Below are 23706 nucleotides of genomic sequence, written 5' to 3'. Positions count from 1 at the left end.
CCCACAGGGGATCTCGGGTGGGTACAAGGCTTATGTCTGCCACAAATGCTCTGTGGGAGCGGGCTTGCTCGCGAAAGCGGTGGGTCAGCTTGCATCGATGTCGGATGGGCTGCCGCCATCGCGGGCAAGCCTTGCTCCCACAGGGGTCTCGGGTGGGTACAAGGCTTATGTCCGCCACAAATGCTCTGTGGGAGCGAGCTTGCTCACGAAAGCGGTGGGTCAGTTTGCATCGATGTCGGATGGGCTGCCGCCATCGCGGGCAAGCCTTGCTCCCACAGGGGTCTCGGGTGGGTACAAGGCTTATGTCTGCCACAAATGCTCTGTGGGAGCGGGCTTGCTCGCGAAAGCGGTGGGTCAGCTTGCATCGATGTCGGATGGGCTGCCGCCATCGCGGGCAAGCCTTGCTCCCACAGGGGGATCGGGTGTTGGCGATAAAGCCTGCCGTTATTGGTGTTGCACCTGCACCATCGAACTCACCTGCACCCTTGCCTGCATCTGCTCCGCTCCGCCACCTCGGCGCATGCCGCGTACCGGGCAGGCGTCGAGGTAGTCCAGGCCGACCGCCAGTTTCAGGTGGCGGTCTGGGAAGGTCAGTTGGTTGGTCACGTCGAAGCTGTACCAGCCATCATCCAGCCAGGCTTCCGCCCAGGCGTGGCTCGCAAGGTGGCTTTCATCTTCGGTGCACAAATAGCCGGAAACATAGCGCGCAGGAATGCCCAGGCTGCGCGCGCAGGCCAGGAACGCGTGGGTATGGTCCTGGCAAACCCCCGTGCCACCGGCAAACGCCTCGGCGGCGGTGCTGTTGACCGCCGTCGTGCCGGGGCTGTAGGGCATTCGCGCCGCCAAACCATTCATCAAATCGGTCAAGGCCGAACGATCGCGCCGTCCCGCGCATTGCTCGACGGCGAAGGCGCTGAGGGCGTCGTCTGCCTGGGTGAGGCGGCTGGTGCGCAAAAAAGGCAGCGGCGACTGGTTGTCCGGTTCCATCGCGATGGACTGATGGATTTCCACCTCGCCATAAGCCGTCAGTACCAAGGCGCCGTGAGGCTCGTCCATGGTCATCACATGCAGGATGTTGCCATAGGGATCAAGCTGGCTGCGCACCAGTCGCGGCAGTTCCAGATGCCACTCCAGGATGCGCTGGCGCTGAGTGTCCCGGGGCGTCAGGCGCAGGAACTGGATGCTGGTGCAGACTTCATCGGCGTAGCTGTAGGTGGTGTCGTGGCGTATAGACAGTTTCATACGACCTCCAGGTAAGACTCATGGACGGTCTGGCCCAAGTGGCGGATCTGCCCAATCAAGTCGGTCAGCCATTGATGCAGGCCCGACGCCAGGATCTCGTCGATCCCCGAATAACGCAGGCGCGCATGCAGTTCGGCGGCCAGGCGTTGCGCCGGCCGGCCGTTGTTGCCCGGCAAGCTGGCGAGGATGTGGTCCAGCTCCTCGATGCAGGCATGCAGCGAGCGCGGGACGTCGGCCCGCAGCAGCAACATTTCGGAAACCTGCTCGGCATTGGGCGCATTGCGATAGATCTCGTTGAATGCCTCGAACGAAGACAACGCGCGCAACAAGGCACTCCACTGGTAATAACCACGGGCCGAGTTGTCGCTGACCTCCTCCGATTCCTCGCCGAACATTTCATAGCGGGCGTCCAGCAGGCGCAGCGTGTTGTCGGCCCGCTCGATAAAGGTGCCCAGGCGAATGAAGCAGTAGGCGTCATTGCGCATGATGGTGCCCGACGTCGCGCCACGGAACAGGTGCGAGCGCTCCTTGACCCACTCGCAGAAATGGCTGATGCCGTAGCGCCCCAGGCCGTTGCTGGCGATGTTGCGCATTTCCAGCCAGGTGGCGTTGATGTTTTCCCACATGTCGGCGGTGATGCGCCCGCGCACGGCATGGGCATTGGTTCGCGCGGCCCGCAGGCAGCTGTAGATACTGCCGGGGTTGGTTTCGTCCAGCGCGAAGAAATGCAGCATGCGCTCGGTGTTGAGCACGTCATAACGGGCGTTGTAGTCGTCCAGCGTACCGGCCGCCAGCAACGACATCGCCAGCTCGGCATGGCCATCGCTGCGCCCGGCCTGGGGCATCAGCGACAACGAATAGCTGACTTCGAGCATGCGCGCCAGGTTCTCGGCGCGCTCCAGGTAGCGGGACATCCAATAGAGGTCCGAAGCAGTTCTTGAAAGCATGTCTTAGTCCTCCACTACCCAAGTGTCTTTGGTGCCACCGCCCTGGGACGAGTTCACCACCAGCGAGCCTTCGCGCAGCGCCACGCGGGTCAGCCCGCCGGGCACCAGGCGCGTTTCCTTGCCCGACAGCACGAACGGCCGCAGGTCGATGTGGCGCGGCGCGATGCCGCTCTCGACAAAGGTCGGGCACGTCGACAGGCTCAAGGTTGGCTGGGCGATGTAGGCTTCGGGACGGGCCTTGAGGCGTGCGCGGAAATCCTCGATCTCCGCCGCGCTGGCGGCCGGCCCGACCAGCATGCCGTAGCCGCCGGAGCCTTGGGTTTCCTTGACCACCAGGTCCGGCAGGTTGGCCAGCACGTGGGACAGGTCCTGGGGCTTGCGACACTGCCAGGTGGGCACGTTCTTCAGGATCGGTTCTTCGGTGAGGTAGAAGCGGATCATCTCGTCGACGTAGGGGTAGATCGACTTGTCATCGGCCACGCCCGTGCCGACCGCATTCGCCAGCACCACATTGCCCGCGCGGTACACGGCGATCAGCCCGGGCACGCCCAACATCGAATCGGGGTTGAACGACAGCGGGTCGAGGTAGGCATCGTCAAGGCGCCGATAAATCACGTCCACTTGCCGGGGGCCGGCGGTGGTGCGCATGTACACGTGGTCGTCACGCACGAACAGGTCGGCGCCCTCCACCAGTTCCACGCCCATTTCACGGGCCAGGAACGCATGCTCGAAATAGGCACTGTTGAAGCGCCCCGGGGTCAGCACCACGGCGGTGGGGTTCTCGAGAGGGCTTGAGCTCTTGAGGGTGTCGAGCAGCAGGTTCGGATAATGGTCGATGGGGGCTACGCGCTGGGCGGCGAAGAGCTCGGGGAACAGGCGCATCATCATCTTGCGGTCTTCGAGCATGTAGCTCACGCCGCTGGGGGTACGCAGGTTGTCCTCCAGCACGTAGTAACTGCCGTCACCGTCACGAACCAGGTCGACACCGGCGATATGGGCGTAGATGCCCCGGTGCAGGTTCAGGCCCTGCATCGCAATCTGGTACCCCTCGTTGGCGAGCACTTGCTCGGGCGGGATGATCCCTTCCTTGAGGATGTGTTGCCCGTGGTAGATGTCGGCCAGGAACATGTTCAGGGCCTGGACCCGCTGGATGCAGCCACGCTCGACCACCTGCCATTCACTGGCCTTGATGCTGCGCGGGATGATGTCGAAAGGAATCAACCGTTCGGTGCCCTGCTCGTCCCCGTAGAGGGTGAAGGTGATACCGGCTCGGTGGAACAGCAGGTCGGCTTCGCGGCGGCGTTGTTCCAACAGTTCAAGCGGTGTGTCCGCCAACCAGCGCGAGAAGGCTTGGTAATGCGGGCGGCAGTCACCCTTGGCGTCATACATTTCATTAAAAAAAGCGTGGGGCATAGCCAACTCCCAGCCGTGTCGCACACGGCATTTCTTATTACGTCGTCATTCCACTCAGTACGGCCTTGCCTTTTTTATGAGCCCTGGTTCTCTGAGTACCTCGTTAGGCAATGGGTCTCTGATCAGGCCTTTGCGTCCGGATGACGTGCGCCCCCCCCTGTTTATCTACGTATCGAATACCCCCCGATGGTTCTTTCGTCCTGTAGTCGTAGCAAGGGCTGTGCCTAAGTGCGGTGCATCGAGACAAAGCTGGAAAAACTGTCGCGTAACGACCAAAAAGCGAAATTTATTTTCGTTTTTGCGACGAAAGCCTGTCTGGAGGCTGAAACGTTTATTGCCATTTCCGGCGTCGACGCCACGAACGGGTCGAATCGGTGCAGCCAGGCGGGAAGCCAGCGTCGAATGCCCTGAAAAGGGGAAATTTATACCCATTCACTGTAGGCACATTTCATCTGTGGCGAGGGATTTATCCCCGTTTGGGTTGCGAGCGACCCCAAGCGTCTGCCAGATCGCATCCAACAGACGCACCGAAGCGCACCATCGAAGAGGCGCTTCGCACCTAAACGGGGATAAATCCCTCGCCACAAGCGTGCATCGATCCTGCACTTGCCTCAGCGCCTCCAGCCTTCCGTCGCCTCCCTTCGTACAAATCCGACAGCAGCACTTGCACCAACAGTATTATGGTATACCATCATACGCAAAGACCTATTCATCCACCCAGGGAGCAGCTCATGAGTTTCGAAATTCGCAAGATCGTCAGCTATGTCGAAGAAACCTTTATCGAAGGCGGCAAGGCCACCGACAAACCGGTGACCATGGTCGGGCTGGCGGTGGTGATGAAAAACCCTTGGCTGGGTCGCGGTTTCGTCGAAGACCTGAAACCGGAAATCCGCGCCAACTGCTCCGACCTCGGCGCGCTGATGGTCGAGCGTCTGGTAGGCATCATCGGCGGCGCCGAGAAGATCGAAGCTTATGGCAAGGCCGCCGTGGTGGGGGCCGACGGTGAAATCGAGCACGCTTCCGCCGTGATCCACACCCTGCGCTTCGGCAACCATTACCGCGAAGCGGTCAAGGCCAAGAGCTACCTGAGCTTCACCAACAAGCGCGGCGGCCCTGGCACCTCGATTCAGATCCCGATGATGCACAAGGACGACGAAGGCCTGCGTTCGCACTACATCACCCTGGAAATGCAAATTGAAGACGCCCCGCGCGCCGACGAAATCGTCGTGGTGCTGGGCTGCGCCGATGGCGGCCGCCTGCACCCGCGCATCGGCAACCGCTACATCGACCTGGAAGAACTGGCCGCCGAGAATGCGCAGTAATCCAGCTTGGGCAACCACAATAAAAAAGGCATGCAGGAGCGCTCCATGATTCGGCTCACCGCTGAACTCACCCCGGCCGGCACCAGCTACCTGGCAACCGGCCAAGGCCAACCCGTGGTCTTGATCCATGGCGTGGGCCTGAACAAAGAAATGTGGGGTGGCCAGGTCGTTGGCCTGGCCACGCAATACCGGGTGATTGCCTACGACATGCTCGGCCATGGCGCCAGCCCCCGTCCACAAAGCGGTACCGCGCTGCTGGGCTACGCCGACCAGTTGCTGGAGTTGCTCGACCATTTGCAACTGCCCCAGGCGACGGTGATCGGCTTTTCCATGGGCGGGTTGGTAGCCCGTGCGTTTGCCTTGCATTACCCGCAGCGCCTGCAAGGCCTGGTGGTGCTCAACAGCGTGTTCAACCGCAGCGCCGAACAGCGCGCCGGGGTCATCGCACGCACGGCCCAAGCCGCCGAGCATGGGCCGGACGCCAATGCCGAGGCAGCGTTGTCGCGCTGGTTCAGCCGTGAATACCAGGCGGCCAATCCGGCGCAAATCGCCGCACTGCGCCAGACCCTGGCGCAGAATGATCCCCAGGGTTACCTGACCACCTATGAACTGTTCGCCACCCAGGACATGTACCGCGCCGATGACCTGAGCAACATCCAGGTGCCGACGCTGATCGCCACCGGTGAACTGGACCCCGGCTCGACACCGGAAATGGCCCGGCAACTGGCCGAGCGAATTCCCGGCGCCACGGTTGCCGTGCTCGCCGAACAGCGGCATATGATGCCGGTAGAGTCGCCACGCCTGGTCAACCAGCTGTTGCTGGAATTCCTCGACACAGCAAACGCCCGACAAAACCAAATAAAGGGGATCGTTGCATGACACTCGCACGTTTTTCGATGTGCATCGGCGGTGAATGGGTCGATGCCCTCTCCGGCAAGACCTTCGAAAGCCTGAACCCGGCACTGGCCCAACCCTGGGCCGAGTTGCCCGACGCCGACGAAGCCGATGTCGAGCGCGCCGTCCAGGCGGCGCAGAGCGCTTTCGACAGCCCAGCATGGCGCGGGCTGACCGCCACCGCACGCGGCAAATTGCTGCGTCGCCTCGGTGACCTGATCGCCGAGAACAAAGAACAACTGGCCCAGTTGGAAAGTCGCGACAACGGCAAGCTGATCCGTGAAACCCGCGGTCAGGTCGGTTACCTGCCGGAGTTCTTCCATTACACCGCCGGCTTGGCCGACAAGCTCGAAGGCGGCACGCTGCCGCTGGACAAGCCGGACCTGTTTGCCTACACCGTGCACGAAGCCATGGGCGTGGTCGCGGCGATCATTCCCTGGAACAGCCCGCTGTACCTGACGGCGATCAAACTGGCACCAGCCCTCGCGGCAGGCAACACCATTGTGATCAAACCGTCCGAGCACGCCTCGGCAACCATTCTCGAGCTGGCTCGCCTCGCCTTGGAAGCGGGCATTCCGCCGGGCGTGGTCAACGTTGTCACCGGTTACGGCCCGAGCACCGGCGCTGCCCTCACCCGCCATCCGCTGGTGCGCAAGATCGCCTTCACCGGCGGCGCGGCCACGGCGCGGCATGTGGTGCGCAGCAGCGCGGAGAACTTCGCCAAGCTGTCGCTGGAACTGGGCGGCAAATCACCGAACATTATCTTTGCCGATGCCGACCTCGACAGCGCGATCAACGGGGCGATTGCCGGGATCTATGCGGCATCCGGCCAGAGCTGCGTGTCCGGCTCACGCCTGCTGGTGCAGGACGAAATCTACGATGAGTTCGTCTCGCGCCTGGTCGAACGGGCCCAGCGCATCCGCATCGGCAACCCGCAGGAAGACGCCAGCGAAATGGGCCCCATGGCCACCGCCCAGCAACTGTCCGTGGTCGAAGGCCTGGTGGCCGACGCCATCGCCGAAGGGGCGCGCCTGCGCACTGGCGGCAAGCGTCCAGAGAATCTGGGGGATGGCTGGTTCTATGAACCGACCCTGTTCGAATGCGACCGCAACTCGATGAAGATCATGCAGGAAGAAGTCTTCGGCCCGGTCGCCTCGGTGATTCGTTTCAAGGACGAAGCCGAGGCCCTGGCGATCGCCAACGACTCGCAATTCGGCCTCGCCGCCGGCATCTGGACCCGCGACCTGGGCCGTGCCCATCGCCTGGCCCGGGATGTTCGCTCCGGGATCATCTGGGTCAACACCTACCGTGCGGTGTCGGCCATGGCGCCTATCGGCGGCTTCAAGAACAGCGGCTATGGACGCGAGAGCGGCATCGATTCGGTGCTCGCTTATACCGAACTGAAAACGGTGTGGATCAACCTGTCCCAGGCGCCCATGCCTGATCCGTTCGTGATGCGCTAGGAGTCTTGAGAAAATGATCGAACCCGGCATCTACAAAGAAGTCATGAGCTCCTTCCCGTCTGGCGTCACGGTGGTCACTACCCTGGACCCGGACGGCAATATCGTCGGCATCACCGCCAGCGCGTTCAGCGCGCTGTCGATCGACCCGGCGCTGGTACTGTTCTGCCCCAACTACGCCTCTGACACCTACCCGGTCCTGCGCGATAGCAAGCAGTTCGCGATCCACTTGCTGTCCGCCGACCAGACCGCCGAAGCCTACGCGTTCGCAGGCAAGGGCAAGGACAAGGCCAAAGGCATCGATTGGCACCTGAGCGACCTGGGCAATCCATTGCTGGGCAAAGCCACGGCGATCATCGAATGCGAACTGTGGCGCGAATACGATGGCGGCGACCACGCGATCATCGTCGGCGCAGTGAGGAACCTGATCCTGCCCGAACAGCCGGTGACGCCGATGATCTACCACAAAGGCAAGCTGGGCCCGCTGCCCGCGCTGGCCTGATGGATCTACACATCCCCACAGGTTCATCACTTTTTCAGGGAGCCCGCATGAGCAACGACAAGTACGAGCAAGGCTTGAAGATCCGGACCCAGGTGCTGGGCCAGGACTACGTCAAGCGCTCCATCGAGAACGCCGACGATTTCACCCGGCCACTGCAGGAAATGGTCACCGAATATTGCTGGGGCCATGTCTGGGGGCGCGAGGGTTTATCGCTCAAGGAGCGCAGCATGATCAACCTGGCAATGATCTCGGCGCTCAATCGCCCGCACGAACTCAAGCTGCATGTACGCGGCGCCTTGCGTAACGGCCTGAGTCGTGAGCAAATACGCGAAATTCTGCTTCAGGTCGGTATCTATTGCGGCGTCCCCGCTGCCGTGGACAGTTTCCGGCTTGCCCGTGAAGCCTTCGCCGAAGCCGATGCCGAGGCCTCCAGTCAACCCTCGGCTGTTTGATCTGAACGTGCACGGATGTTGCCCGTTTGGCATGGACAGCCATATTACAGAGCGGACCCCATGAAACGCCTGCCACTCGACGACAGCTTCAAGGTCAATCGCAACCCCGTTACCCTGCGCGAAATCGTGCTGGATAAACTGCGAAGCGCCATCATGAACTTCCAGCTTCTGCCGGGCGATCGCCTGGTCGAACGCGATCTGTGCGATCGCCTGGGTGTGAGCCGCACGTCGGTACGCGAAGCGCTGCGCCACCTGGAATCCGAAGGCCTGGTGGAGTTTGCCGATGCCAAGGGGCCGCGGGTCGCCATCATCACTTTGGCCGACGCCGTCGACATCTATGAGCTGCGTTGTGTGCTCGAAGGCCTGATCGTCCAGTTGTTCACCCTGCGGGCCAAGGCCAAGGACATCAAGGCCCTGGAAAAAGCCCTCGCGGAAAACCGCAAGGCCCTCAAGGAAGGCGAACTGCAACAGGTCATCGATTCGGTGCAAGGCTTCTACGACGTATTGCTCGAAGGCTCCGGCAACCATGTCGCGGCCACCCAGTTGCGCCAGTTGCAGGCGCGCATCAGCTATTTGCGGGCGACCTCGGTGTCCCAGGAAAACCGCCGCGGCGACAGCAACCAGGAAATGGAACGCATGGTCGAGGCGATCAAGAGCGGCGACCCCCTGGCGGCCCACCAGGCCTGCGTCGACCACGTGCGCGCCGCCGCCAAGGTCGCCCTGGAATACCTCAAGCGCCAACAGGAAGAGACCGGTGAAATCCCCGAGATCATCCCGCCCATCGCCCTCAAAGAACCGCGCATAGGTCGCTAGCCATGTTCAGCCCGAGCTTTTGTCCAAAGTGCGGCGGCAGTGACCTGGGTCATCGCCTGCCAACGGGCGATACCCATGAGCGACTGATGTGTGGCGGTTGCGGCTACATCCACTACGTCAACCCGAAGATCATTGCCGGCTGCATCATCGAGCAGGACGGCAAGTACCTGCTGTGCCAGCGCGCCATCCCACCGCGCCCGGGCACCTGGACACTGCCGGCCGGCTTCATGGAAGGCGGCGAGACCACCGAACAGGCGGCGCTGCGCGAAGTCTGGGAAGAAACCGGCGTACGCGCTGAAATCGTATCGCCCTACTCGATCTTCAGCGTGCCGAAGATCAGCGAGGTGTACATCATCTTCCGCGCCATCGCGCTGGAGATCACCGGCCAGTTCGGCCCGGAAACCCTCGCCTGCCAGTTCTTCGCCCCCGAAGACATTCCCTGGGACAGCATCTACTACCCGGCCATCCGGCAGATCCTCGAACGTTATATCGAGGAACGCCAGGCCGGGGTCTATGGCATCTACATGGGTAACGACGACAGCGGCAAGATTCACTTCATCCGCTGACGACCTGTCGGTAGGAGCTGCCGAAGGCTGCGATCTTTTGATCTTGATCTTGATCTTGATCTTGATCTTGATCTTGATCTTGATCTTGATCTTTCGCTTGAGACTCAACTGTCAGGGACAAGATCGCAGCCTCGTTGCACTCGACAGCTCCTACACAGCTCCTACACAGCTCTTGCGCAGCTCTTGCGCAGCTCTTACGCAGCTCTTACGAAGCTCTTACGCAGCTCTTACAGTGGTGCCACGCCCTCGACAATGATCACCTCGGCCCGGGCCACGCCTTCGCGATGGCGCTTGGCCTCCTGATACTGCGCCGAGTGATAGCAGGCCAGCGCCTGTTCGTAAGAGTCGAATTCGATCACCACGCTGCGCTGCGGCGTGGCCCTGCCCTCCATCGCTGCGCTGCGCCCGCCGCGGGCCAGCATCCGACCGCCATACAAGGCAAACGCCGCCGGCGCTCGCTGGGTGTATTGGCTGTATTGATCGGGGTCGGTGACATCCACATGAGCAATCCAGTACGCCTTCATAGTGACCTCTCGGTTTGTTTTGTATTATGGTATACCACAACATCCTTCCAGCAAGCCCCATCAAAACAAAGAGAGCCCGACATGGCCTTTAACAGCATTCAGGAAATCATCGAAGACTACCGCCTGGGCAAGATGGTGTTGCTGGTGGATGACGAAGATCGGGAAAACGAAGGCGACCTGCTGCTGGCCGCCGACTGTTGCAACGCCCAGGCCATCAGCTTCATGGCCCGCGAAGCGCGCGGGTTGATTTGCCTGACCCTGACCGACGAACACTGCCAGCGCCTGGGCCTTGAGCAAATGGTGCCGAGTAACGGCAGTGTGTTCAGCACTGCGTTCACCGTCTCCATCGAGGCCGCCACGGGCGTGACCACCGGTATTTGCGCTGCCGACCGGGCACGCACTGTCGCCGCCGCCGTGGCCGCCGATGCGGGGCCCAGCGATATCGTGCAGCCGGGGCATATCTTCCCGCTGCGGGCCAAGGAAGGCGGTGTATTGACCCGCGCCGGGCACACCGAAGCCGGTTGCGACCTGGCGCGCCTGGCAGGTTTCACACCGGCATCGGTGATCGTCGAAGTGATGAACGATGACGGCACCATGGCCCGCCGGCCGGACCTGGAGGTTTTCGCCCGCAAGCACGGGATCAAGATCGGCACCATCGCCGACCTGATCCACTACCGCCTGAGCACCGAGCACACCGTGGTGCGCATCGGTGAACGGGAACTGCCTACAGTGCATGGCACCTTCCGTTTGTTCACCTTTGAAGATCGCATCGAAGGTGGCGTGCACATGGCGATGGTGATGGGCGACATTCGCCGGGATGAGCCTACGCTGGCGCGGGTGCACGTGATCGACCCGCTGCGGGACCTGGTGGGCGCCGAATACAACGGCCCTTCCAATTGGACGCTATGGGCGGCCCTGCAGCGAGTAGCCGAAGAAGGTCGTGGCGTGGTGGTCGTGCTGGCCAACCACGAGTCGTCCCAGGCGCTGCTCGAGCGAGTGCCGCAACTGACCCAGCCGCCACGACAGTTCAGCCGGTCGCAATCGCGCATCTATTCTGAAGTAGGCACCGGGGCGCAGATTCTGCAGGACCTGGGCGTCGGCAAATTGCGCCACCTGGGACCACCGCTCAAGTACGCGGGGTTAACGGGGTATGACTTGGAGGTGATAGAGAGCATTCCCTTCACCGGATAACAGAAAAACCTGTGGGAGCGAGCAAGCCCGCTCCAACGGGTTCGACCCAGCAATGACAGGGAAAAATCTGCCCTCGGACAGATAGCCGGTACGGCAAAATGCTTGCAGAAAGTTTGGAATACCATAATATGATATTCCATAGACCGAGCGTTCCAGCCAACCCTTGGCACGGTCGCCCGCAAGGCCAGTAGGACCAATGCTCCCGATAAGTGGGCGAACAGAAGCCCATTCAATAAACACAACAATGAGGGCGTGAAAATGGTGTTGAAGAAAAGTGCAGCCGCAATTCTTTTTGCCGGCCTGTTGAGTGTCACCAGCCAAGCAACGATGGCCGCTGAGAGCGTCAACTTCGTCAGTTGGGGCGGCAGCACCCAGGACGCGCAGAAGCAGGCCTGGGCCGACCCGTTCAGCAGGGCCAGCGGCATCACCGTGGTCCAGGATGGCCCCACCGACTACGGCAAACTCAAGGCCATGGTCGAAAGCGGCAACGTGCAGTGGGACGTGGTCGACGTCGAGGCGGACTTCGCCTTGCGCGCCGCTGCCGAAGGCCTGCTCGAGCCCCTGGACTTCTCGGTTATCCAGCGCGACAAGATCGACCCGCGCTTCGTCTCCGACCACGGCGTCGGTTCGTTCTACTTCTCCTTCGTACTCGGTTACAACGAAGGCAAGCTCGGTGCTGGCAAGCCCCAGGATTGGTCCGCACTGTTCGACACCAAGACCTACCCCGGCAAACGCGCCCTGTACAAATGGCCAAGCCCCGGCGTGCTCGAGCTGGCCCTGCTGGCCGATGGCGTCGCCGCAGACAAGCTCTACCCGCTGGACCTGGACCGCGCCTTCAAGAAACTCGACACCATCAAGAAAGACATCGTCTGGTGGGGCGGTGGCGCGCAGTCGCAACAGTTGCTGGCCTCGGGTGAGGCAAGCCTTGGACAGTTCTGGAACGGTCGCATCTATGCCCTGCAACAGGACGGTGCACCGGTGGGCGTGAGCTGGAAACAGAACCTGGTCATGGCCGACATCCTGGTCATCCCCAAAGGCTCGAAAAACAAGGCCGCAGCCATGAAATTCCTGGCTAACGCCAGCAGCGCCAAGGGCCAGGCCGACTTCTCCAACCTGACGGCCTATGCGCCGGTCAACGTCGACAGCATCGCGCGCCTGGATTCGGTGCTTGCCCCCAACCTGCCGACCGCCTACGCCAAGGATCAGATTACGCTTGATTTCGCGTACTGGGCCAAGAACGGTCAGGACATCGCGACACGGTGGAACGAATGGCTGGTCAAATGAAAATGTCGGCAACGGCACACCGGCACACCGGGAGCGCCACTGGCGCTGCCGGTGTGGCAACCGCCCAGGCCGTTGCACCGCAAGCACCGTCGCTGATACAGCGCTGGCGCGGGGCCGGCAACCTGCTCCCCGCCCTGCTGTTCCTCGGCCTGTTCTTCCTGGCGCCGCTGATCGGCCTGCTGCTGCGCGGGGTGCTGGAGCCCGTGCCTGGGTTGGGCAACTACGAGCAACTGTTCGCCAACTCAGCCTACACCCGGGTGTTGCTCAACACCTTTTCGGTGGCCGGGCTGGTAACGCTGTTCAGCCTGCTGCTGGGTTTCCCCCTGGCCTGGGCCATCACCCTGGTGCCCCGTGGTTGGGGGCGCTGGATGCTGAACATCGTGCTGCTGTCGATGTGGACCAGCCTGCTGGCCCGCACCTACTCCTGGCTGGTGCTGCTGCAAGCCTCCGGGGTGATCAACAAGGCATTGATGGCCATAGGCATCATCGACCAGCCACTGGAGATGGTGCACAACCTCACCGGCGTGGTGATCGGCATGAGCTACATCATGATCCCGTTCATCGTCCTGCCGCTGCAGGCGACCATGCAGGCCATCGACCCGATGATCCTGCAGGCCGGTTCGATCTGCGGCGCCAGCCCCTGGACCAACTTCTTCCGGGTGTTCCTGCCGCTGTGCCGGCCGGGGCTGTTCTCCGGTGGGCTGATGGTGTTCGTGATGTCCCTCGGTTACTACGTGACCCCGGCACTGCTGGGCGGCGCGCAGAACATGATGTTGCCTGAATTCATCATCCAGCAGGTGCAGTCGTTCCTCAATTGGGGCCTGGCCAGCGCCGGCGCCGCCTTGTTGGTGGCGATCACCCTGGTGTTGTTCTACTTCTACCTGAAGCTCCAGCCGGAATCCCCGGTGGGTGCCAGCAACGCGAGGTAAGCCGTCATGCTCCTGACTCCCAATGCCATGAGCCGGCGCATGCGGTTCGGCCTGTATTTCACCACCGGCCTGATCGCGCTGTTCCTGCTGCTGCCGATCGTGTTCATCGTGCTGCTGTCATTCGGTTCGTCCCAATGGCTGGTCTTCCCGCCACCGGGCTGGACACTCAAATGGTACGGCCAGTTCTTTTCCAATCCCGACTGGATGAGCGCGGCGCTGACCAGCCTCAAGGTCGCGGTACTGACCACTGTCTGCGCCGTGGCGCTGGGCCTGCCGACCGCGTTTGCCCTGGTACGTGGACGCTTCCCGGGTCGGGAAATGCTCTACGGCCTGTTTACCCTGCCGATGATCGTGCCGCTGGTGATCATCGCCGTGGCGGTGTACGCGCTGTTCCTGAAACTGGGTTACACCGGGACGATGTTCGCGTTCGTGGTCAGCCACGTCATCGTCGCACTGCCGTTCACCATCATCTCGATCATCAACTCGCTCAAGCTGTTCGACCAGTCCATCGAGGACGCAGCGGTCATCTGCGGCGCCTCACGCCTGCAAGCGGTGTTCAAGGTGACCTTCCCCGCCATTCGCCCAGGCATGGTCGCCGGCGCCTTGTTCGCGTTCCTGGTGTCGTGGGATGAGGTGGTGCTGAGCGTGATGATGGCCAGCCCGACCCTGCAAACCTTGCCCGTCAAGATGTGGACCACCCTGCGCCAGGACCTGACGCCTGTGATCGCCGTCGCTTCGACGCTGCTGATCGGCCTCTCGATCTTGGTGATGGTGATCGCCGCCGCCCTGCGTCGGCGCAATGAAATCAGCGCCTGAGCGCCTAGGAGAACACGATGAGTGCCGTCAAAGACCCCGCACAACAGAACAACAAGACCCTGGTCAGCCTGCGCAACCTGAACAAGCACTACGGCGACTTTGCCGCCGTGGACGACATTTCCCTGGAGATCCAGGACGGCGAATTCCTGACCTTCCTCGGCTCCAGCGGCTCGGGCAAAAGCACCACGCTGTCGATGCTGGCCGGGTTTGAAACCCCCAGCAGCGGCGAGATCCTGGTGGGCGGCAAATCCCTGGTCAACGTACCGCCGCACAAACGCGACATCGGCATGGTGTTCCAGCGTTACTCGCTGTTCCCCCATCTGTCGGTGCGCGACAACATTGCCTTTCCGTTGGCGATTCGCAAACTGGCGGCGGCTGAACGTGATCGCCGGGTCGATACCATGCTCAAGCTGGTGCAGTTGGAACCGTTCGCCCACCGCCGCCCTTCGCAACTGTCCGGCGGCCAGCAGCAGCGTGTAGCAATTGCCCGGGCGCTGGTCTATGAGCCACGCATCCTGCTGATGGATGAACCACTCGGCGCCCTGGACAAAAAGCTCCGTGAAGACTTGCAGGATGAACTGCGCCAATTGCATCGACGCCTGGGCATCACCATCGTCTACGTCACCCATGACCAGGAAGAAGCCATGCGCCTGTCCCAGCGCATCGCCATTTTCAGCCACGGCAAGATCGTCGGCCTGGGCAGCGGCTATGACCTCTACCAGAACCCGCCGAACGCATTCGTGGCCTCGTTTCTGGGCAACTCCAACTTCCTCAAGCTCAAGGCCCAGGGCAACGCGGTGGCGACCTTCGAAGGCCAGTCGCTGTCGATCCGCCTGACCGCCGGCCTGCAAACCGGGCAGGATGTGCTGCTGATGGTGCGCCCGGAAAAAGCCCTCGCCCTGAGCGTCGAACAAGCCGCCCGGGAACCCTTGGCGGCCGGCTGGAATGAGGTCTCGGCCAAGGTCGTCGAAGTGCTGTTCCTGGGTGAAAGCCAGACCTGCAGTGTGGTGACGTCCGGCGGCACGGCCATGACGGTCAAGGCGCTGTCCGCCGCCGGCATTCCACTCAAGGCCGGCGACCCGGTGCGCGTGCGTTGGGCCACCGCCGATGCCTGCGTCTACACCCAATGGGCCGAGAGCGACCTGAACAAAGCCGCGGGGGCCCATTGATGAACATTGCATGCCCACAACCGATAAAGCCCGAGGATCGTCCGATGATCGATGCCAGCGTCTACAAACAAGTCATGGGCTCGTTCCCGTCCGGCGTGACCGTGATCACCACCCTCGATGACGATGGGCAAATCGTCGGCCTCACCGCCAGCGCCTTCAGCTCATTGTCGATGGACCCGGCGCTGGTGCTGTTCTGCCCCAACTACAGCTCCGATTCCTACCCGGTACTGATCAAGAACAAGCGCTTCGCCATCCACCTGCTCTCCGGCGGCCAGCAGAATGAAGCCTATGCCTTCGCCCGCAAAGGCAAGGACAAGGCCCAGGGCATCGAATGGACCTTGAGCGAGTTGGGTAACCCGCTGCTGAGCAATGCCACCGCCATCATCGAATGCGAACTGTGGCGCGAGTACGAAGGCGGCGACCACGCGATCATGGTCGGCGCAGTGAAAAACCTGATCGTCCCGCAGCACACACCGGGGCCGCTGGTTTATTGCCACGGCAAGATGGGCGCCCTGCCCGTCCTCGCCTGAACCGATCGTCAACGACAAGAGATAGCGCCATGAAATTTTCCCTGTTCGTACACATGGAGCGCTGGGACGAAAGCGTCAGCCATCGCCAGCTGTTCGAAGACCTGAGCGAGCTGACCCTGTTGGCCGAGGCCGGCGGTTTCAGCACCGTGTGGATCGGCGAACACCACGCCATGGAATACACCATTTCGCCAAGCCCGATGCCGTTGCTGGCGTACCTGGCCGGCAAGACCACCACCATCCACCTGGGCGCCGGCACCATCATCGCGCCGTTCTGGCACCCGCTGCGGGTGGCCGGCGAATGCGCGCTGCTGGACGTGATCAGCAACGGCCGCATGGAAGTCGGCCTGGCCCGGGGCGCCTATCAGGTGGAGTTCGACCGCATGGCTGGCGGCATGCCGGCCTCCTCCGGCGGCCAGGCCCTGCGTGAGATGGTCCCGGTAGTGCGCGCCCTGTGGCAAGGCGACTACGCCCATGACGGCGAAATCTGGAAGTTTCCCACCTCCACCAGCGTGCCCAAGCCAATCCGCAAACCACACCCGCCGATGTGGATCGCCGCCCGCGACCCGGACTCCCACAACTTCGCCGTCGCCAACGGCTGCAACGTGATGGTCACGCCGTTGATGAAGGGCGATGAAGAAGTCCTGGACCTGAAGAACAAGTTCCAGGCCGCCCTGGACAACAACCCCGACGTGCCACGCCCGCAATTGATGGTGCTGCGCCACACCCACGTCCATGCCGTGGACGATCCGGAAGGCTGGAAGATCGGCGCCCAGGCGATCTCGAAGTTCTATCGCACCTTCGATGCCTGGTTCGGCAACAAGCAAGTGCCGGTCAACGGTTTCCTGGCGCCAAGCCCGGAAGAAAAATTCGCCGAGCGCCCGGAGTTCCAACTGGAAAACATCCGCAAGAACACCATGATCGGCACGCCGCAGGAAATCATCGAGCGGATCAAGTATTACCAGGAACTGGGCGTGGATGAGTTCAGCTTCTGGTGCGACAACAGCCTGCCCCACGCCGAGAAGAAGAAATCCCTGGAACTGTTCATCCAGCAGGTGGTGCCGGCGTTTCGGTGATTCGCAGCCCTGCAATTGCCTGGGTCAGTTCTACCGTCATCGCGAGCAAGCTCGCTCCCACAGGGTTTTGTGATGAGCGAGCTTGTTCGCGATGACGGCCGGAATGTAACGGTGATGCCCCAAAAAAAATGCCCGGACTTCAAAGTCCGGGCATTTTGTTTTCTGAATCGATCAGAACGTTACGCTGGCACTCAGGCGAGCGGTACGTGGTTCACCGACATTGACTTGCAGTTGGCTGCCGGTAGATGAGGGGTAGTACTGCTTGTCGAAGAGGTTGTCGACGTTCAGTTGCAACGAGGTCTTGTGCCCCAGCACGGGCGACTCCCAGCGCAGGAAGGCGTCGGCTACGGTGTAGCTGCTGAGCCAGAAGTCGTTGGCGTTGTTGGCCGCGCGTTCGCCGACGTAGCGGGCGCCGGCACCGGCATGCCAGGCACCGAATTCGGCAGGCACGTTCAGGTGGTGACTCAAGTAAAGGCTGGCGGTGTGTTTGGGGGCGTCGGAGAGACGGTGACCTTCGTTTTTAGGGTCATCAAGTATTTCTGTGTGGGTATAGGCGTAGGTACCGATCAGGTCCCAGCGCTCGGCCAGACGACCAGTGATGTCGAGTTCCAGGCCTTGGGAGCCGACCTTGCCTGCGGCTTCCGACAGAGTCACGGCGTTGACGGTGGTGGACGTTACGACGTTTTTCTTCACGATGTCGAACAGCGCCAGGTTGATATTCAAGCCCGGTAGCAGATCGTACTTGGCGCCGATTTCATAGCTGCGGCCCTCTTCCGGATCGAAGGTATTGCCGGCGTCGTCCACGGTGTCATTTGGCTTGAATGACCGGCTGTAGTTGCCGTACAACGACAGGGTGTCGGTGGCTTTGTAGACCAGCCCGAGGAATGGTACGAAGGCGTCACCGTTGTCATCGCGATTGACTTCGTAATCACTGCCAAGTCCCTGGTCGCTGTATTGATCGTAATGTTGATAACGACCTCCCAATACCAAAATCCAGCGATCATCGAGATGCCAGTTGTCCTTCAAATAGACAGAACTGGAATTCAACTGGTTGCGCAGGTCGCTTTGAGTTGGACTGATCACACTGGGCTCAGCCAGACCGCCATAAACCGGCGACGTAATATCGAAACCAGACTGAGCCTTTCCACGATAAGTCTTGCCACGAAACTGATCCGACACCTGATTATCAACGCCCATCAGCAAGTCATGACGCTGACCGAACAGCTCCTGCTTACCCATGAAATCCCAACTGGCGTAACGAGTTTCGTCGTCGTAATGAGCACCGTTGGCGGCCCGCTGAAAAACACCGGTTTTTGACAGGCTCGGCTGTGCAATCGAAAGACTGTACCGATCATTGTTCCAGCCATAGGTGACCCGCGTTTTCCAATCCTCGCTCAGCTCGTACTCAAAGCGCGCCGTCGCCGTTTCGCGAATTCCCACGCTCTTGGCCCAAGGCTCATCCAGACGCTTGTCGTAATCGATATCGGCCGGATGCCCATTGGTGAACACCGTGCCCCGGTCAAACGGATTGGAGTATTCGTTGTACTCATAACTGAGGTTCAACGAAGCCCGCTCCCCCGTCCAAGCCAGGGACGGCGCCACCAGCGTGCTCTCATTGACGCCATAGTTGCGCCAGTAGTCCTCGTGGCCGCGCTCGGCAATCAAGCGATAGGCCAAACCGGTATCGCCCAGCGGCCCGGTGGTGTCCAGGGCCATGGTGCCGCCGCCTTCGCTGTAGGCCGAACCGCTCAACGTGGTGCTTTGGGTGTATTCGGGCTTCTTGCTGATGACGTTGACCAGGCCGCCAGGCTCCAACGCGCCGTACAGCATCGAGGCCGGTCCCTTGAGCACTTCGACGCGGTCGGTGGTGGCGCTGAAGTTGTGCCCCAGGTTCGAACGCACGCCATCGCGCAGGATCGAGCCGTCGTCGTTGGTACCAAAACCACGCTTGACCAGCGAGTCCCGCGAACCGCCCAGGGTGTTGCCCTGGCTGACACCGCTGACGAACTTCATCGCGTCGCTCAGCGAACGCACCTGATAGTCATCCAGGGTCTGCGGAGTCACCACGTTGATCGATTGCGCTTCTTCCTTGATCGGTACATCGCTCTTGCTCGCCGTGCTGGCTTGCGACGTCGTATAGCCCTCGTCCTGATTGACACGACTGCCCTGGATGTCCGTGGCCGGCAGCTCAACAGTGCCCTGCGCCCACGAAGGGCTTGCCATCAAGCAGCAGGACAGCGCGGGTAAAACACATTTGACGAGAGTATTCCGATAAGCGAAAGGGGTGGAACGATTCAAGACGCGCACTCACAGAGGGATAGGAATGAGAGCGAATATACTTTGAGAATGATTCCCAGTAAATCTTTCTGACACTTCCCCGCTTGACTCTGCATGCAATCAAGGGCGCCGGATGATGAGTCCGGCGCCCTTGATTATTTCCCCCTCCTAGTCTTGGATTGCTCAGTGGTCGATGGCAGCACCGGCTCCTCTCGGGACGCGAATGTCTTCGACCAGGTGCTGGATGTGCTCCGGTGGCGGTGCGGTGAAGCGTGACACCACCAGAGCGGCCGCGAAGTTGAAGAGCATCCCCAACGTGCCGATGCCTTCAGGGGAAACACCCAGCCACCAATGTTCGGCAGTGTTCATCGTCGGGTTGATGAATTTGAAGTAGACGATGTAGGTGAATGTGAACGTCAGGCCGACGATCATCCCGGCAATCGCACCTTCACGGTTCATGCGCTTGGAGAAAATCCCCATGACAATGACCGGGAAGAACGATGACGCAGCCAACCCGAAGGCGAACGCAACCACCTGGGCAACGAATGCGGGCGGATAGATGCCGAACAGCCCGGCAATCAATACCGCCACGCCGGCGGCGATACGTGCAGCGAGCAACTCCTGCTTCTCGCTGATCCTGGGCATGATGTTGCTCTTGAGCAAATCATGGGAGATCGAGGTTGAGATCACCAGCAACAGCCCCGCAGCCGTCGAAAGTGCCGCCGCCAGCCCACCGGCGGCGATCAATGCGATGACCCAGCCCGGCAAGCCGGCAATCTCGGGGTTGGCCAATACCATGATGTCGTTATCGACATAGAGTTCGTTGGCCACTGGCGAGACCTGGTTCTTCAGCAACCGCTGCTCATATGCCCCTCGCTCGTCAGTGAAGCTCGGCGCACCGACCAGGGCCGCCCCCGGGCCATACTGGATAATCCCATCGTTGTTCTTGTCCACCCAGGCAATAAGGCCCGAGTTCTCCCAGGTCTTGAGCCAGTTCGGCGCAGTGGTGTAACTGACGTTGGGAATGGAGGTCAGCAAATTGGTGCGAGCAAAGGCTGCAATGGCCGGTGCGGTGGTGTAGAGAATAGCAATGAACAACAAGGCATAGCCTGCGGACTTGCGGGCATCACGCACGGTCGGCGTGGTAAAGAAACGCACGATCACATGAGGCAGGCCCGCAGTACCCACCATCAGCGCCATGGTGATGAAAAACACATCCGTGGTCGATTTGGTGCCATTGGTATAGGCGGTGAAACCCAACTCGGCACCCAGGCCGTTGAGCCGCTCGATCACGCTCTGCCCCGTACTGGCCACTTCACTGATAAAGCCTAGTTGCGGAATCGGATTGCCGGTGATCATCATCGAGATATAAATGGCCGGCACCATGTAGGCAAAAATCATCACGCAATATTGCGCCACCTGGGTGTAGGTGATGCCCTTCATGCCACCGAGTACCGAGTAAAAGAACACGATGGCCATGCCGATCATGACGCCTGTGTTGATATCGACTTCCAAGTAACGAGAAAAGACGATACCCACGCCACGCATCTGTCCGGCCACGTAAGTAAAGGAAATGAAGATCACGCAGATCACCGCCACCACCCGGGCGGTCTGGGAGTAATAACGCGCTCCGACGAATTCAGGTACGGTGAATTTGCCGAATTTTCGCAGGTAAGGCGCCAGGCACATGGCCAGGAGCACGTAGCCGCCGGTCCAGCCCATCAGGTAGACCGAGCCGTCATAACCGGCGAAAGCGATAATGCCCGCCATGGAAATGAACGAAGCCGCCGACATCCAGTCAGCACCGGTAGCCATCCCGTTCAGCACCGGATGCACGCCCTTGCTCGCGATGTAGTACTCACTGGTGGAACCGGCACGCGTCCAGATGGCGATCCCGATGTAGAGCGCAAAGGACGCTCCGACGAACAAATAGATCAGGGTTTGAGTGTCCATGTTCGTCGGCCTCAGTCTTCGTGAACGTCATATTTGCGATCGAGCTGATTCATCTTCCAGACATAGAAGAAAATCTCGAGCACAAAGACATAAATGGAGCCCTGCTGGGCAAACCAGAACCCCAGCGGGGTACCGAAGAAGCTGATGGTGTTGAGTGAATCAACCAACAAAATGCCAAAGCCGAACGACACCAGGAACCAGATGGCCAGCAGCACCAGCATCCAGCGCAGGTTCTCCGTCCAGTAGGCACGCGCGGCTTCTTGCTTTTGAGTCGACATGGAGCTGTTCTCCCGTGTTGTTTTTATTGTTTTGCCCTTCAAACCGTAGCAGTCACTGGGCAAGGCGCTAGTACGACTTTCGTCTAATTTGCTCCAGCAGGTGTTGACATCTCTATCCCCTCTTCATGGGAGGCTTGAAAAACAACAGAATCTCAAGAGTGATATCAAATCGCCCTATCCCCGCTAAAGCTTTGGCGCTCGCGGTCGAATGTATTCCATTGAGAGATTTTTTTGCCCAGGAGCAGCGGCATGCAGACGTTGAAGGCCTTGTACGAGTCTATCGAGATGCGATTTTTCGATACCCTCACCAAAAAACTGTCGAGCCTTTTCCTGTTGGTGCTGGTCAGCGGCTTGCTGTACTGGGTGGCCCTCAGCACCCGCGCCGAGATCGTGCTGCAGTTGCGCAACGCGCAGTTGGACGGCGCCTTGCTGGCGCAAATCGAAGGCCGGCTCGACAGCCTCACCCATGCCCTGCTCTTCGGCGCGCTCCTGACGCTGGGCATGATCAGCTTCATGGTCTGGTATTTGCGTCACCTCATCGTGCGCCCCGTCACCGCCATGACCAAGGCCCTGGAAGAGATCGCCAACGGCGAAGGCGACCTCTCCAAGGACCTGCCGCTGGTGACTCACGACGAGATCCGCGTGCTGGCCGACACTTGCAACCGCTTCCTGGCCAAGCAACGGGAGATCATCAGCAACGTCCAGGCGCTGACCGTGCACATCGCCGTCGAATCGGCCCGCTCGTTGAAGAACATCAGCGATTCCAGCGACAGTGCCACCCACCAGGCCCGTTTCGCCAAGGAAGTCATGGACCAGAGCAACACCGCCGTAGGCCGCATCGAAGAAGTCTCACGCCAGACCCAAGGCATCTCCAGCACCACCGCCCAGAACCTGAGCATGGCCCGCGACTCCTACGCCGAGCTGCTGGAAGTGACCGGCAACATCAGCGAGATCTCCAGCAGCCTCGGTGAATTTGCCACGCTGGTAAGCGCCTTGAACCAACGTTCCTCAAGCATCAAGTCGATTGTCGGGTTGATCCAGCAGATCTCTGCCCAGACCAACCTGCTGGCCCTCAACGCCGCCATCGAAGCCGCCCGGGCCGGCGAAAGCGGCCGTGGCTTCGCGGTGGTGGCCGATGAAGTGCGGACCCTGGCACAAAACGTCAGCCGGGCCACCGATGACATCTCACGCAACATCGACGCCATGCTCGATGAAGTCAGCTCCACCCACGAACAGACCACCCAGATCAGCCACAGCGCCCGGGAAACCCAGAAAGTGGTGGAACGCGCCTCCGGTCATTTTGAAAGCATGATCGGCGATTTCGAGTCCACCAACGGCAAGCTGGCGGACATTGCGACCCATATCCAGCAGTTCGCCGACAGCAACACGGGGATCAACGACCGGGTCACCCAGATTCATGCCGACAGCCAGTTGATCGACCAGCGCATGCAGCATTCGGCGACGGCCACCCGCGACCTGTCCGGCGTGGCCGAAAAGGTCCAGGCATTGTTGGGTCGCTTCGTGCTCGGCCACGGCAAGCTCGATGCCGCCATCACCCGCGCCAGTGAGTGCCGCGATACGCTCCAGGCTCGCCTGGAGGCGCTGCAAGGCGAAGGCCTGAACCTGTTCGATCAGAATTACCAGTTGATTCCCGGCACCGACCCCAAGCAGTACATGGCCAGCTACACCGAACGCTTTGCCCAGGTCTGCCAGGAAGAATGCGACAAACTCACCCGCAGCACGCCGGGTGGCAAGGTTTCGTTCATTGTCGACAGTAAGGGCTATTGCCCGGTGAACAACAGCTGGGTCTCGAAGACGCCGACCGGCGACCGAGCGGTGGATTTGCCGGTGTGCCGCAACAAGCGAATCTTCAACGACCCGATCGGCTTGCGTGCAGCGGGCAATGTCCAGCGCTTCCTGCTGCAGACTTACCTGCGCGATACCGGGGAAATCATGACCGAGATCGACGTACCGTTCTTCTTCGACGGCCGTCATTGGGGCAATTTGCGGGTGGGCTTCGATGCGGCGGTGTTGCTGGCCGACTGATGATACGCGCCCCCGAGATCCCCCC

23 protein-coding genes are annotated in these 23706 nt (G+C 61.0%); 15 read left to right on the top strand and 8 right to left on the bottom strand.

Features of this window, described 5'->3' with window-relative positions:
- Positions 1–444: 444 nt before the first annotated feature.
- The 3 genes from AC09SL_RS28680 to AC09SL_RS28670 are packed head-to-tail and all read right to left on the bottom strand — an operon-like array spanning position 445 to position 3602.
- Positions 445–1242, bottom strand: coding sequence for a transglutaminase family protein (locus AC09SL_RS28680; protein ID WP_058545287.1), 798 nt, complete (start codon positions 1240–1242; stop codon positions 445–447).
- The gene (locus AC09SL_RS28675; RefSeq protein ID WP_058545286.1) at positions 1239–2189 is read right to left on the bottom strand and encodes an alpha-E domain-containing protein; all 951 of its coding nucleotides are present in this window, start codon (positions 2187–2189) and stop codon (positions 1239–1241) included. The genes AC09SL_RS28680 and AC09SL_RS28675 overlap by 4 nt, the downstream gene beginning before the upstream one ends.
- Before the next feature lie 3 nt (positions 2190–2192).
- The gene (locus tag AC09SL_RS28670) at positions 2193–3602 is read right to left on the bottom strand and encodes a circularly permuted type 2 ATP-grasp protein (protein WP_058545285.1); all 1410 of its coding nucleotides are present in this window, start codon (positions 3600–3602) and stop codon (positions 2193–2195) included.
- Between the two features lie 731 nt (positions 3603–4333).
- On the opposite strand from AC09SL_RS28670, the gene AC09SL_RS28665 reads away from it, so the two are divergent.
- Genes AC09SL_RS28665 through AC09SL_RS28635 form a run of 7 tightly spaced genes read left to right on the top strand, consistent with a single transcriptional unit; the run spans position 4334 to position 9611 of the window.
- Positions 4334–4924: an amino acid synthesis family protein gene (locus AC09SL_RS28665; protein WP_003182108.1), complete on the top strand. Its 591-nt coding sequence runs from the start codon at positions 4334–4336 to the stop codon at positions 4922–4924.
- Between the two features lie 45 nt (positions 4925–4969).
- Complete coding sequence (locus AC09SL_RS28660) at positions 4970–5803, top strand: alpha/beta fold hydrolase (protein WP_058545284.1); 834 nt, start codon at positions 4970–4972, stop codon at positions 5801–5803.
- The gene (locus tag AC09SL_RS28655) at positions 5800–7281 is read left to right on the top strand and encodes an aldehyde dehydrogenase (RefSeq protein WP_058545283.1); all 1482 of its coding nucleotides are present in this window, start codon (positions 5800–5802) and stop codon (positions 7279–7281) included. The genes AC09SL_RS28660 and AC09SL_RS28655 overlap by 4 nt, the downstream gene beginning before the upstream one ends.
- Positions 7282–7294: 13 nt before the next feature.
- On the top strand, positions 7295–7780 hold the full coding sequence (locus tag AC09SL_RS28650) for a flavin reductase family protein (RefSeq protein WP_058545282.1): 486 nt from the start codon (positions 7295–7297) through the stop codon (positions 7778–7780).
- 47 nt (positions 7781–7827) lie between these two features.
- Positions 7828–8232 (top strand): carboxymuconolactone decarboxylase family protein, encoded by a 405-nt coding sequence (locus AC09SL_RS28645; protein ID WP_058545281.1) that lies wholly within the window; start codon positions 7828–7830, stop codon positions 8230–8232.
- A 60-nt stretch (positions 8233–8292) separates the two neighbouring features.
- Positions 8293–9045 (top strand): GntR family transcriptional regulator, encoded by a 753-nt coding sequence (locus tag AC09SL_RS28640; RefSeq protein ID WP_058545280.1) that lies wholly within the window; start codon positions 8293–8295, stop codon positions 9043–9045.
- 2 nt (positions 9046–9047) lie between these two features.
- Entirely contained in the window at positions 9048–9611 is a 564-nt protein-coding gene (locus AC09SL_RS28635) for an NUDIX hydrolase (protein ID WP_058545279.1), read from the top strand.
- Here AC09SL_RS28635 and AC09SL_RS28630 read toward each other — a convergent pair.
- The gene (locus tag AC09SL_RS28630; protein ID WP_269203537.1) at positions 9601–9732 is read right to left on the bottom strand and encodes a hypothetical protein; all 132 of its coding nucleotides are present in this window, start codon (positions 9730–9732) and stop codon (positions 9601–9603) included. The genes AC09SL_RS28635 and AC09SL_RS28630 overlap by 11 nt on opposite strands.
- 106 nt (positions 9733–9838) lie before the next feature.
- Complete coding sequence (locus AC09SL_RS28625) at positions 9839–10135, bottom strand: DUF1330 domain-containing protein (protein WP_058545278.1); 297 nt, start codon at positions 10133–10135, stop codon at positions 9839–9841.
- An 81-nt stretch (positions 10136–10216) separates the two neighbouring features.
- On the opposite strand from AC09SL_RS28625, the gene ribBA reads away from it, so the two are divergent.
- The 7 genes from ribBA to AC09SL_RS28590 all read left to right on the top strand — a co-directional run bounded on the left by ribBA (position 10217) and on the right by AC09SL_RS28590 (position 17127).
- Positions 10217–11326, top strand: a complete 1110-nt coding sequence (gene ribBA / locus AC09SL_RS28620) for a bifunctional 3,4-dihydroxy-2-butanone-4-phosphate synthase/GTP cyclohydrolase II (protein ID WP_058545277.1) — start codon at positions 10217–10219, stop codon at positions 11324–11326.
- Positions 11327–11584: 258 nt separating this feature from the next.
- Positions 11585–12610, top strand: coding sequence for an ABC transporter substrate-binding protein (locus tag AC09SL_RS28615; protein WP_058545276.1), 1026 nt, complete (start codon positions 11585–11587; stop codon positions 12608–12610).
- Complete coding sequence (locus AC09SL_RS28610; RefSeq protein ID WP_058545275.1) at positions 12607–13539, top strand: ABC transporter permease; 933 nt, start codon at positions 12607–12609, stop codon at positions 13537–13539. Before AC09SL_RS28615 ends, AC09SL_RS28610 begins: the two co-directional genes overlap by 4 nt.
- Positions 13540–13545: 6 nt before the next feature.
- On the top strand, positions 13546–14355 hold the full coding sequence (locus AC09SL_RS28605) for an ABC transporter permease (protein WP_058545274.1): 810 nt from the start codon (positions 13546–13548) through the stop codon (positions 14353–14355).
- Positions 14356–14372: 17 nt separating this feature from the next.
- Entirely contained in the window at positions 14373–15524 is a 1152-nt protein-coding gene (locus AC09SL_RS28600; protein WP_058545273.1) for an ABC transporter ATP-binding protein, read from the top strand.
- A 44-nt stretch (positions 15525–15568) separates the two neighbouring features.
- Positions 15569–16054: a flavin reductase family protein gene (locus AC09SL_RS28595; protein WP_058545272.1), complete on the top strand. Its 486-nt coding sequence runs from the start codon at positions 15569–15571 to the stop codon at positions 16052–16054.
- 29 nt (positions 16055–16083) lie between these two features.
- Positions 16084–17127, top strand: a complete 1044-nt coding sequence (locus AC09SL_RS28590; RefSeq protein WP_058545271.1) for an LLM class flavin-dependent oxidoreductase — start codon at positions 16084–16086, stop codon at positions 17125–17127.
- Positions 17128–17298: 171 nt separating this feature from the next.
- Here AC09SL_RS28590 and AC09SL_RS28585 read toward each other — a convergent pair whose 3' ends face one another.
- From AC09SL_RS28585 to AC09SL_RS28575, 3 genes are all read right to left on the bottom strand, one after another.
- Positions 17299–19350, bottom strand: coding sequence for a TonB-dependent siderophore receptor (locus AC09SL_RS28585; protein WP_413468818.1), 2052 nt, complete (start codon positions 19348–19350; stop codon positions 17299–17301).
- Positions 19351–19587: 237 nt separating this feature from the next.
- Positions 19588–21357 carry a sodium:solute symporter family protein gene (locus AC09SL_RS28580; RefSeq protein ID WP_058545269.1) on the bottom strand — a complete coding sequence of 590 codons (1770 nt, stop codon included), beginning with the start codon at positions 21355–21357 and terminating at the stop codon, positions 19588–19590.
- An 11-nt stretch (positions 21358–21368) separates the two neighbouring features.
- Positions 21369–21635: a DUF4212 domain-containing protein gene (locus AC09SL_RS28575; protein ID WP_058545268.1), complete on the bottom strand. Its 267-nt coding sequence runs from the start codon at positions 21633–21635 to the stop codon at positions 21369–21371.
- Between the two features lie 249 nt (positions 21636–21884).
- On the opposite strand from AC09SL_RS28575, the gene AC09SL_RS28570 reads away from it, so the two are divergent.
- Entirely contained in the window at positions 21885–23681 is a 1797-nt protein-coding gene (locus tag AC09SL_RS28570) for a methyl-accepting chemotaxis protein (protein WP_058545267.1), read from the top strand.
- Positions 23682–23706 lie beyond the last annotated feature (25 nt).

Source organism: Pseudomonas sp. PF05, assembly GCF_056521845.1.
Note: the sequence above shows the minus strand (reverse complement) of the source record. Positions and strands in the feature narration are given on the sequence as shown.

Coding starts and splice junctions, on each gene's coding strand:
- AC09SL_RS28680 (WP_058545287.1), bottom strand. CDS start 1,242: ATGAAACTGTCTATACGCCACGACACCACCTACAGCTACGCCGATGAA.
- AC09SL_RS28675 (WP_058545286.1), bottom strand. CDS start 2,189: ATGCTTTCAAGAACTGCTTCGGACCTCTATTGGATGTCCCGCTACCTG.
- AC09SL_RS28670 (WP_058545285.1), bottom strand. CDS start 3,602: ATGCCCCACGCTTTTTTTAATGAAATGTATGACGCCAAGGGTGACTGC.
- AC09SL_RS28665 (WP_003182108.1), top strand. CDS start 4,334: ATGAGTTTCGAAATTCGCAAGATCGTCAGCTATGTCGAAGAAACCTTT.
- AC09SL_RS28660 (WP_058545284.1), top strand. CDS start 4,970: ATGATTCGGCTCACCGCTGAACTCACCCCGGCCGGCACCAGCTACCTG.
- AC09SL_RS28655 (WP_058545283.1), top strand. CDS start 5,800: ATGACACTCGCACGTTTTTCGATGTGCATCGGCGGTGAATGGGTCGAT.
- AC09SL_RS28650 (WP_058545282.1), top strand. CDS start 7,295: ATGATCGAACCCGGCATCTACAAAGAAGTCATGAGCTCCTTCCCGTCT.
- AC09SL_RS28645 (WP_058545281.1), top strand. CDS start 7,828: ATGAGCAACGACAAGTACGAGCAAGGCTTGAAGATCCGGACCCAGGTG.
- AC09SL_RS28640 (WP_058545280.1), top strand. CDS start 8,293: ATGAAACGCCTGCCACTCGACGACAGCTTCAAGGTCAATCGCAACCCC.
- AC09SL_RS28635 (WP_058545279.1), top strand. CDS start 9,048: ATGTTCAGCCCGAGCTTTTGTCCAAAGTGCGGCGGCAGTGACCTGGGT.
- AC09SL_RS28625 (WP_058545278.1), bottom strand. CDS start 10,135: ATGAAGGCGTACTGGATTGCTCATGTGGATGTCACCGACCCCGATCAA.
- ribBA (WP_058545277.1), top strand. CDS start 10,217: ATGGCCTTTAACAGCATTCAGGAAATCATCGAAGACTACCGCCTGGGC.
- AC09SL_RS28615 (WP_058545276.1), top strand. CDS start 11,585: ATGGTGTTGAAGAAAAGTGCAGCCGCAATTCTTTTTGCCGGCCTGTTG.
- AC09SL_RS28610 (WP_058545275.1), top strand. CDS start 12,607: ATGAAAATGTCGGCAACGGCACACCGGCACACCGGGAGCGCCACTGGC.
- AC09SL_RS28605 (WP_058545274.1), top strand. CDS start 13,546: ATGCTCCTGACTCCCAATGCCATGAGCCGGCGCATGCGGTTCGGCCTG.
- AC09SL_RS28600 (WP_058545273.1), top strand. CDS start 14,373: ATGAGTGCCGTCAAAGACCCCGCACAACAGAACAACAAGACCCTGGTC.
- AC09SL_RS28595 (WP_058545272.1), top strand. CDS start 15,569: ATGATCGATGCCAGCGTCTACAAACAAGTCATGGGCTCGTTCCCGTCC.
- AC09SL_RS28590 (WP_058545271.1), top strand. CDS start 16,084: ATGAAATTTTCCCTGTTCGTACACATGGAGCGCTGGGACGAAAGCGTC.
- AC09SL_RS28585 (WP_413468818.1), bottom strand. CDS start 19,350: ATGGCAAGCCCTTCGTGGGCGCAGGGCACTGTTGAGCTGCCGGCCACG.
- AC09SL_RS28580 (WP_058545269.1), bottom strand. CDS start 21,357: ATGGACACTCAAACCCTGATCTATTTGTTCGTCGGAGCGTCCTTTGCG.
- AC09SL_RS28575 (WP_058545268.1), bottom strand. CDS start 21,635: ATGTCGACTCAAAAGCAAGAAGCCGCGCGTGCCTACTGGACGGAGAAC.
- AC09SL_RS28570 (WP_058545267.1), top strand. CDS start 21,885: ATGCAGACGTTGAAGGCCTTGTACGAGTCTATCGAGATGCGATTTTTC.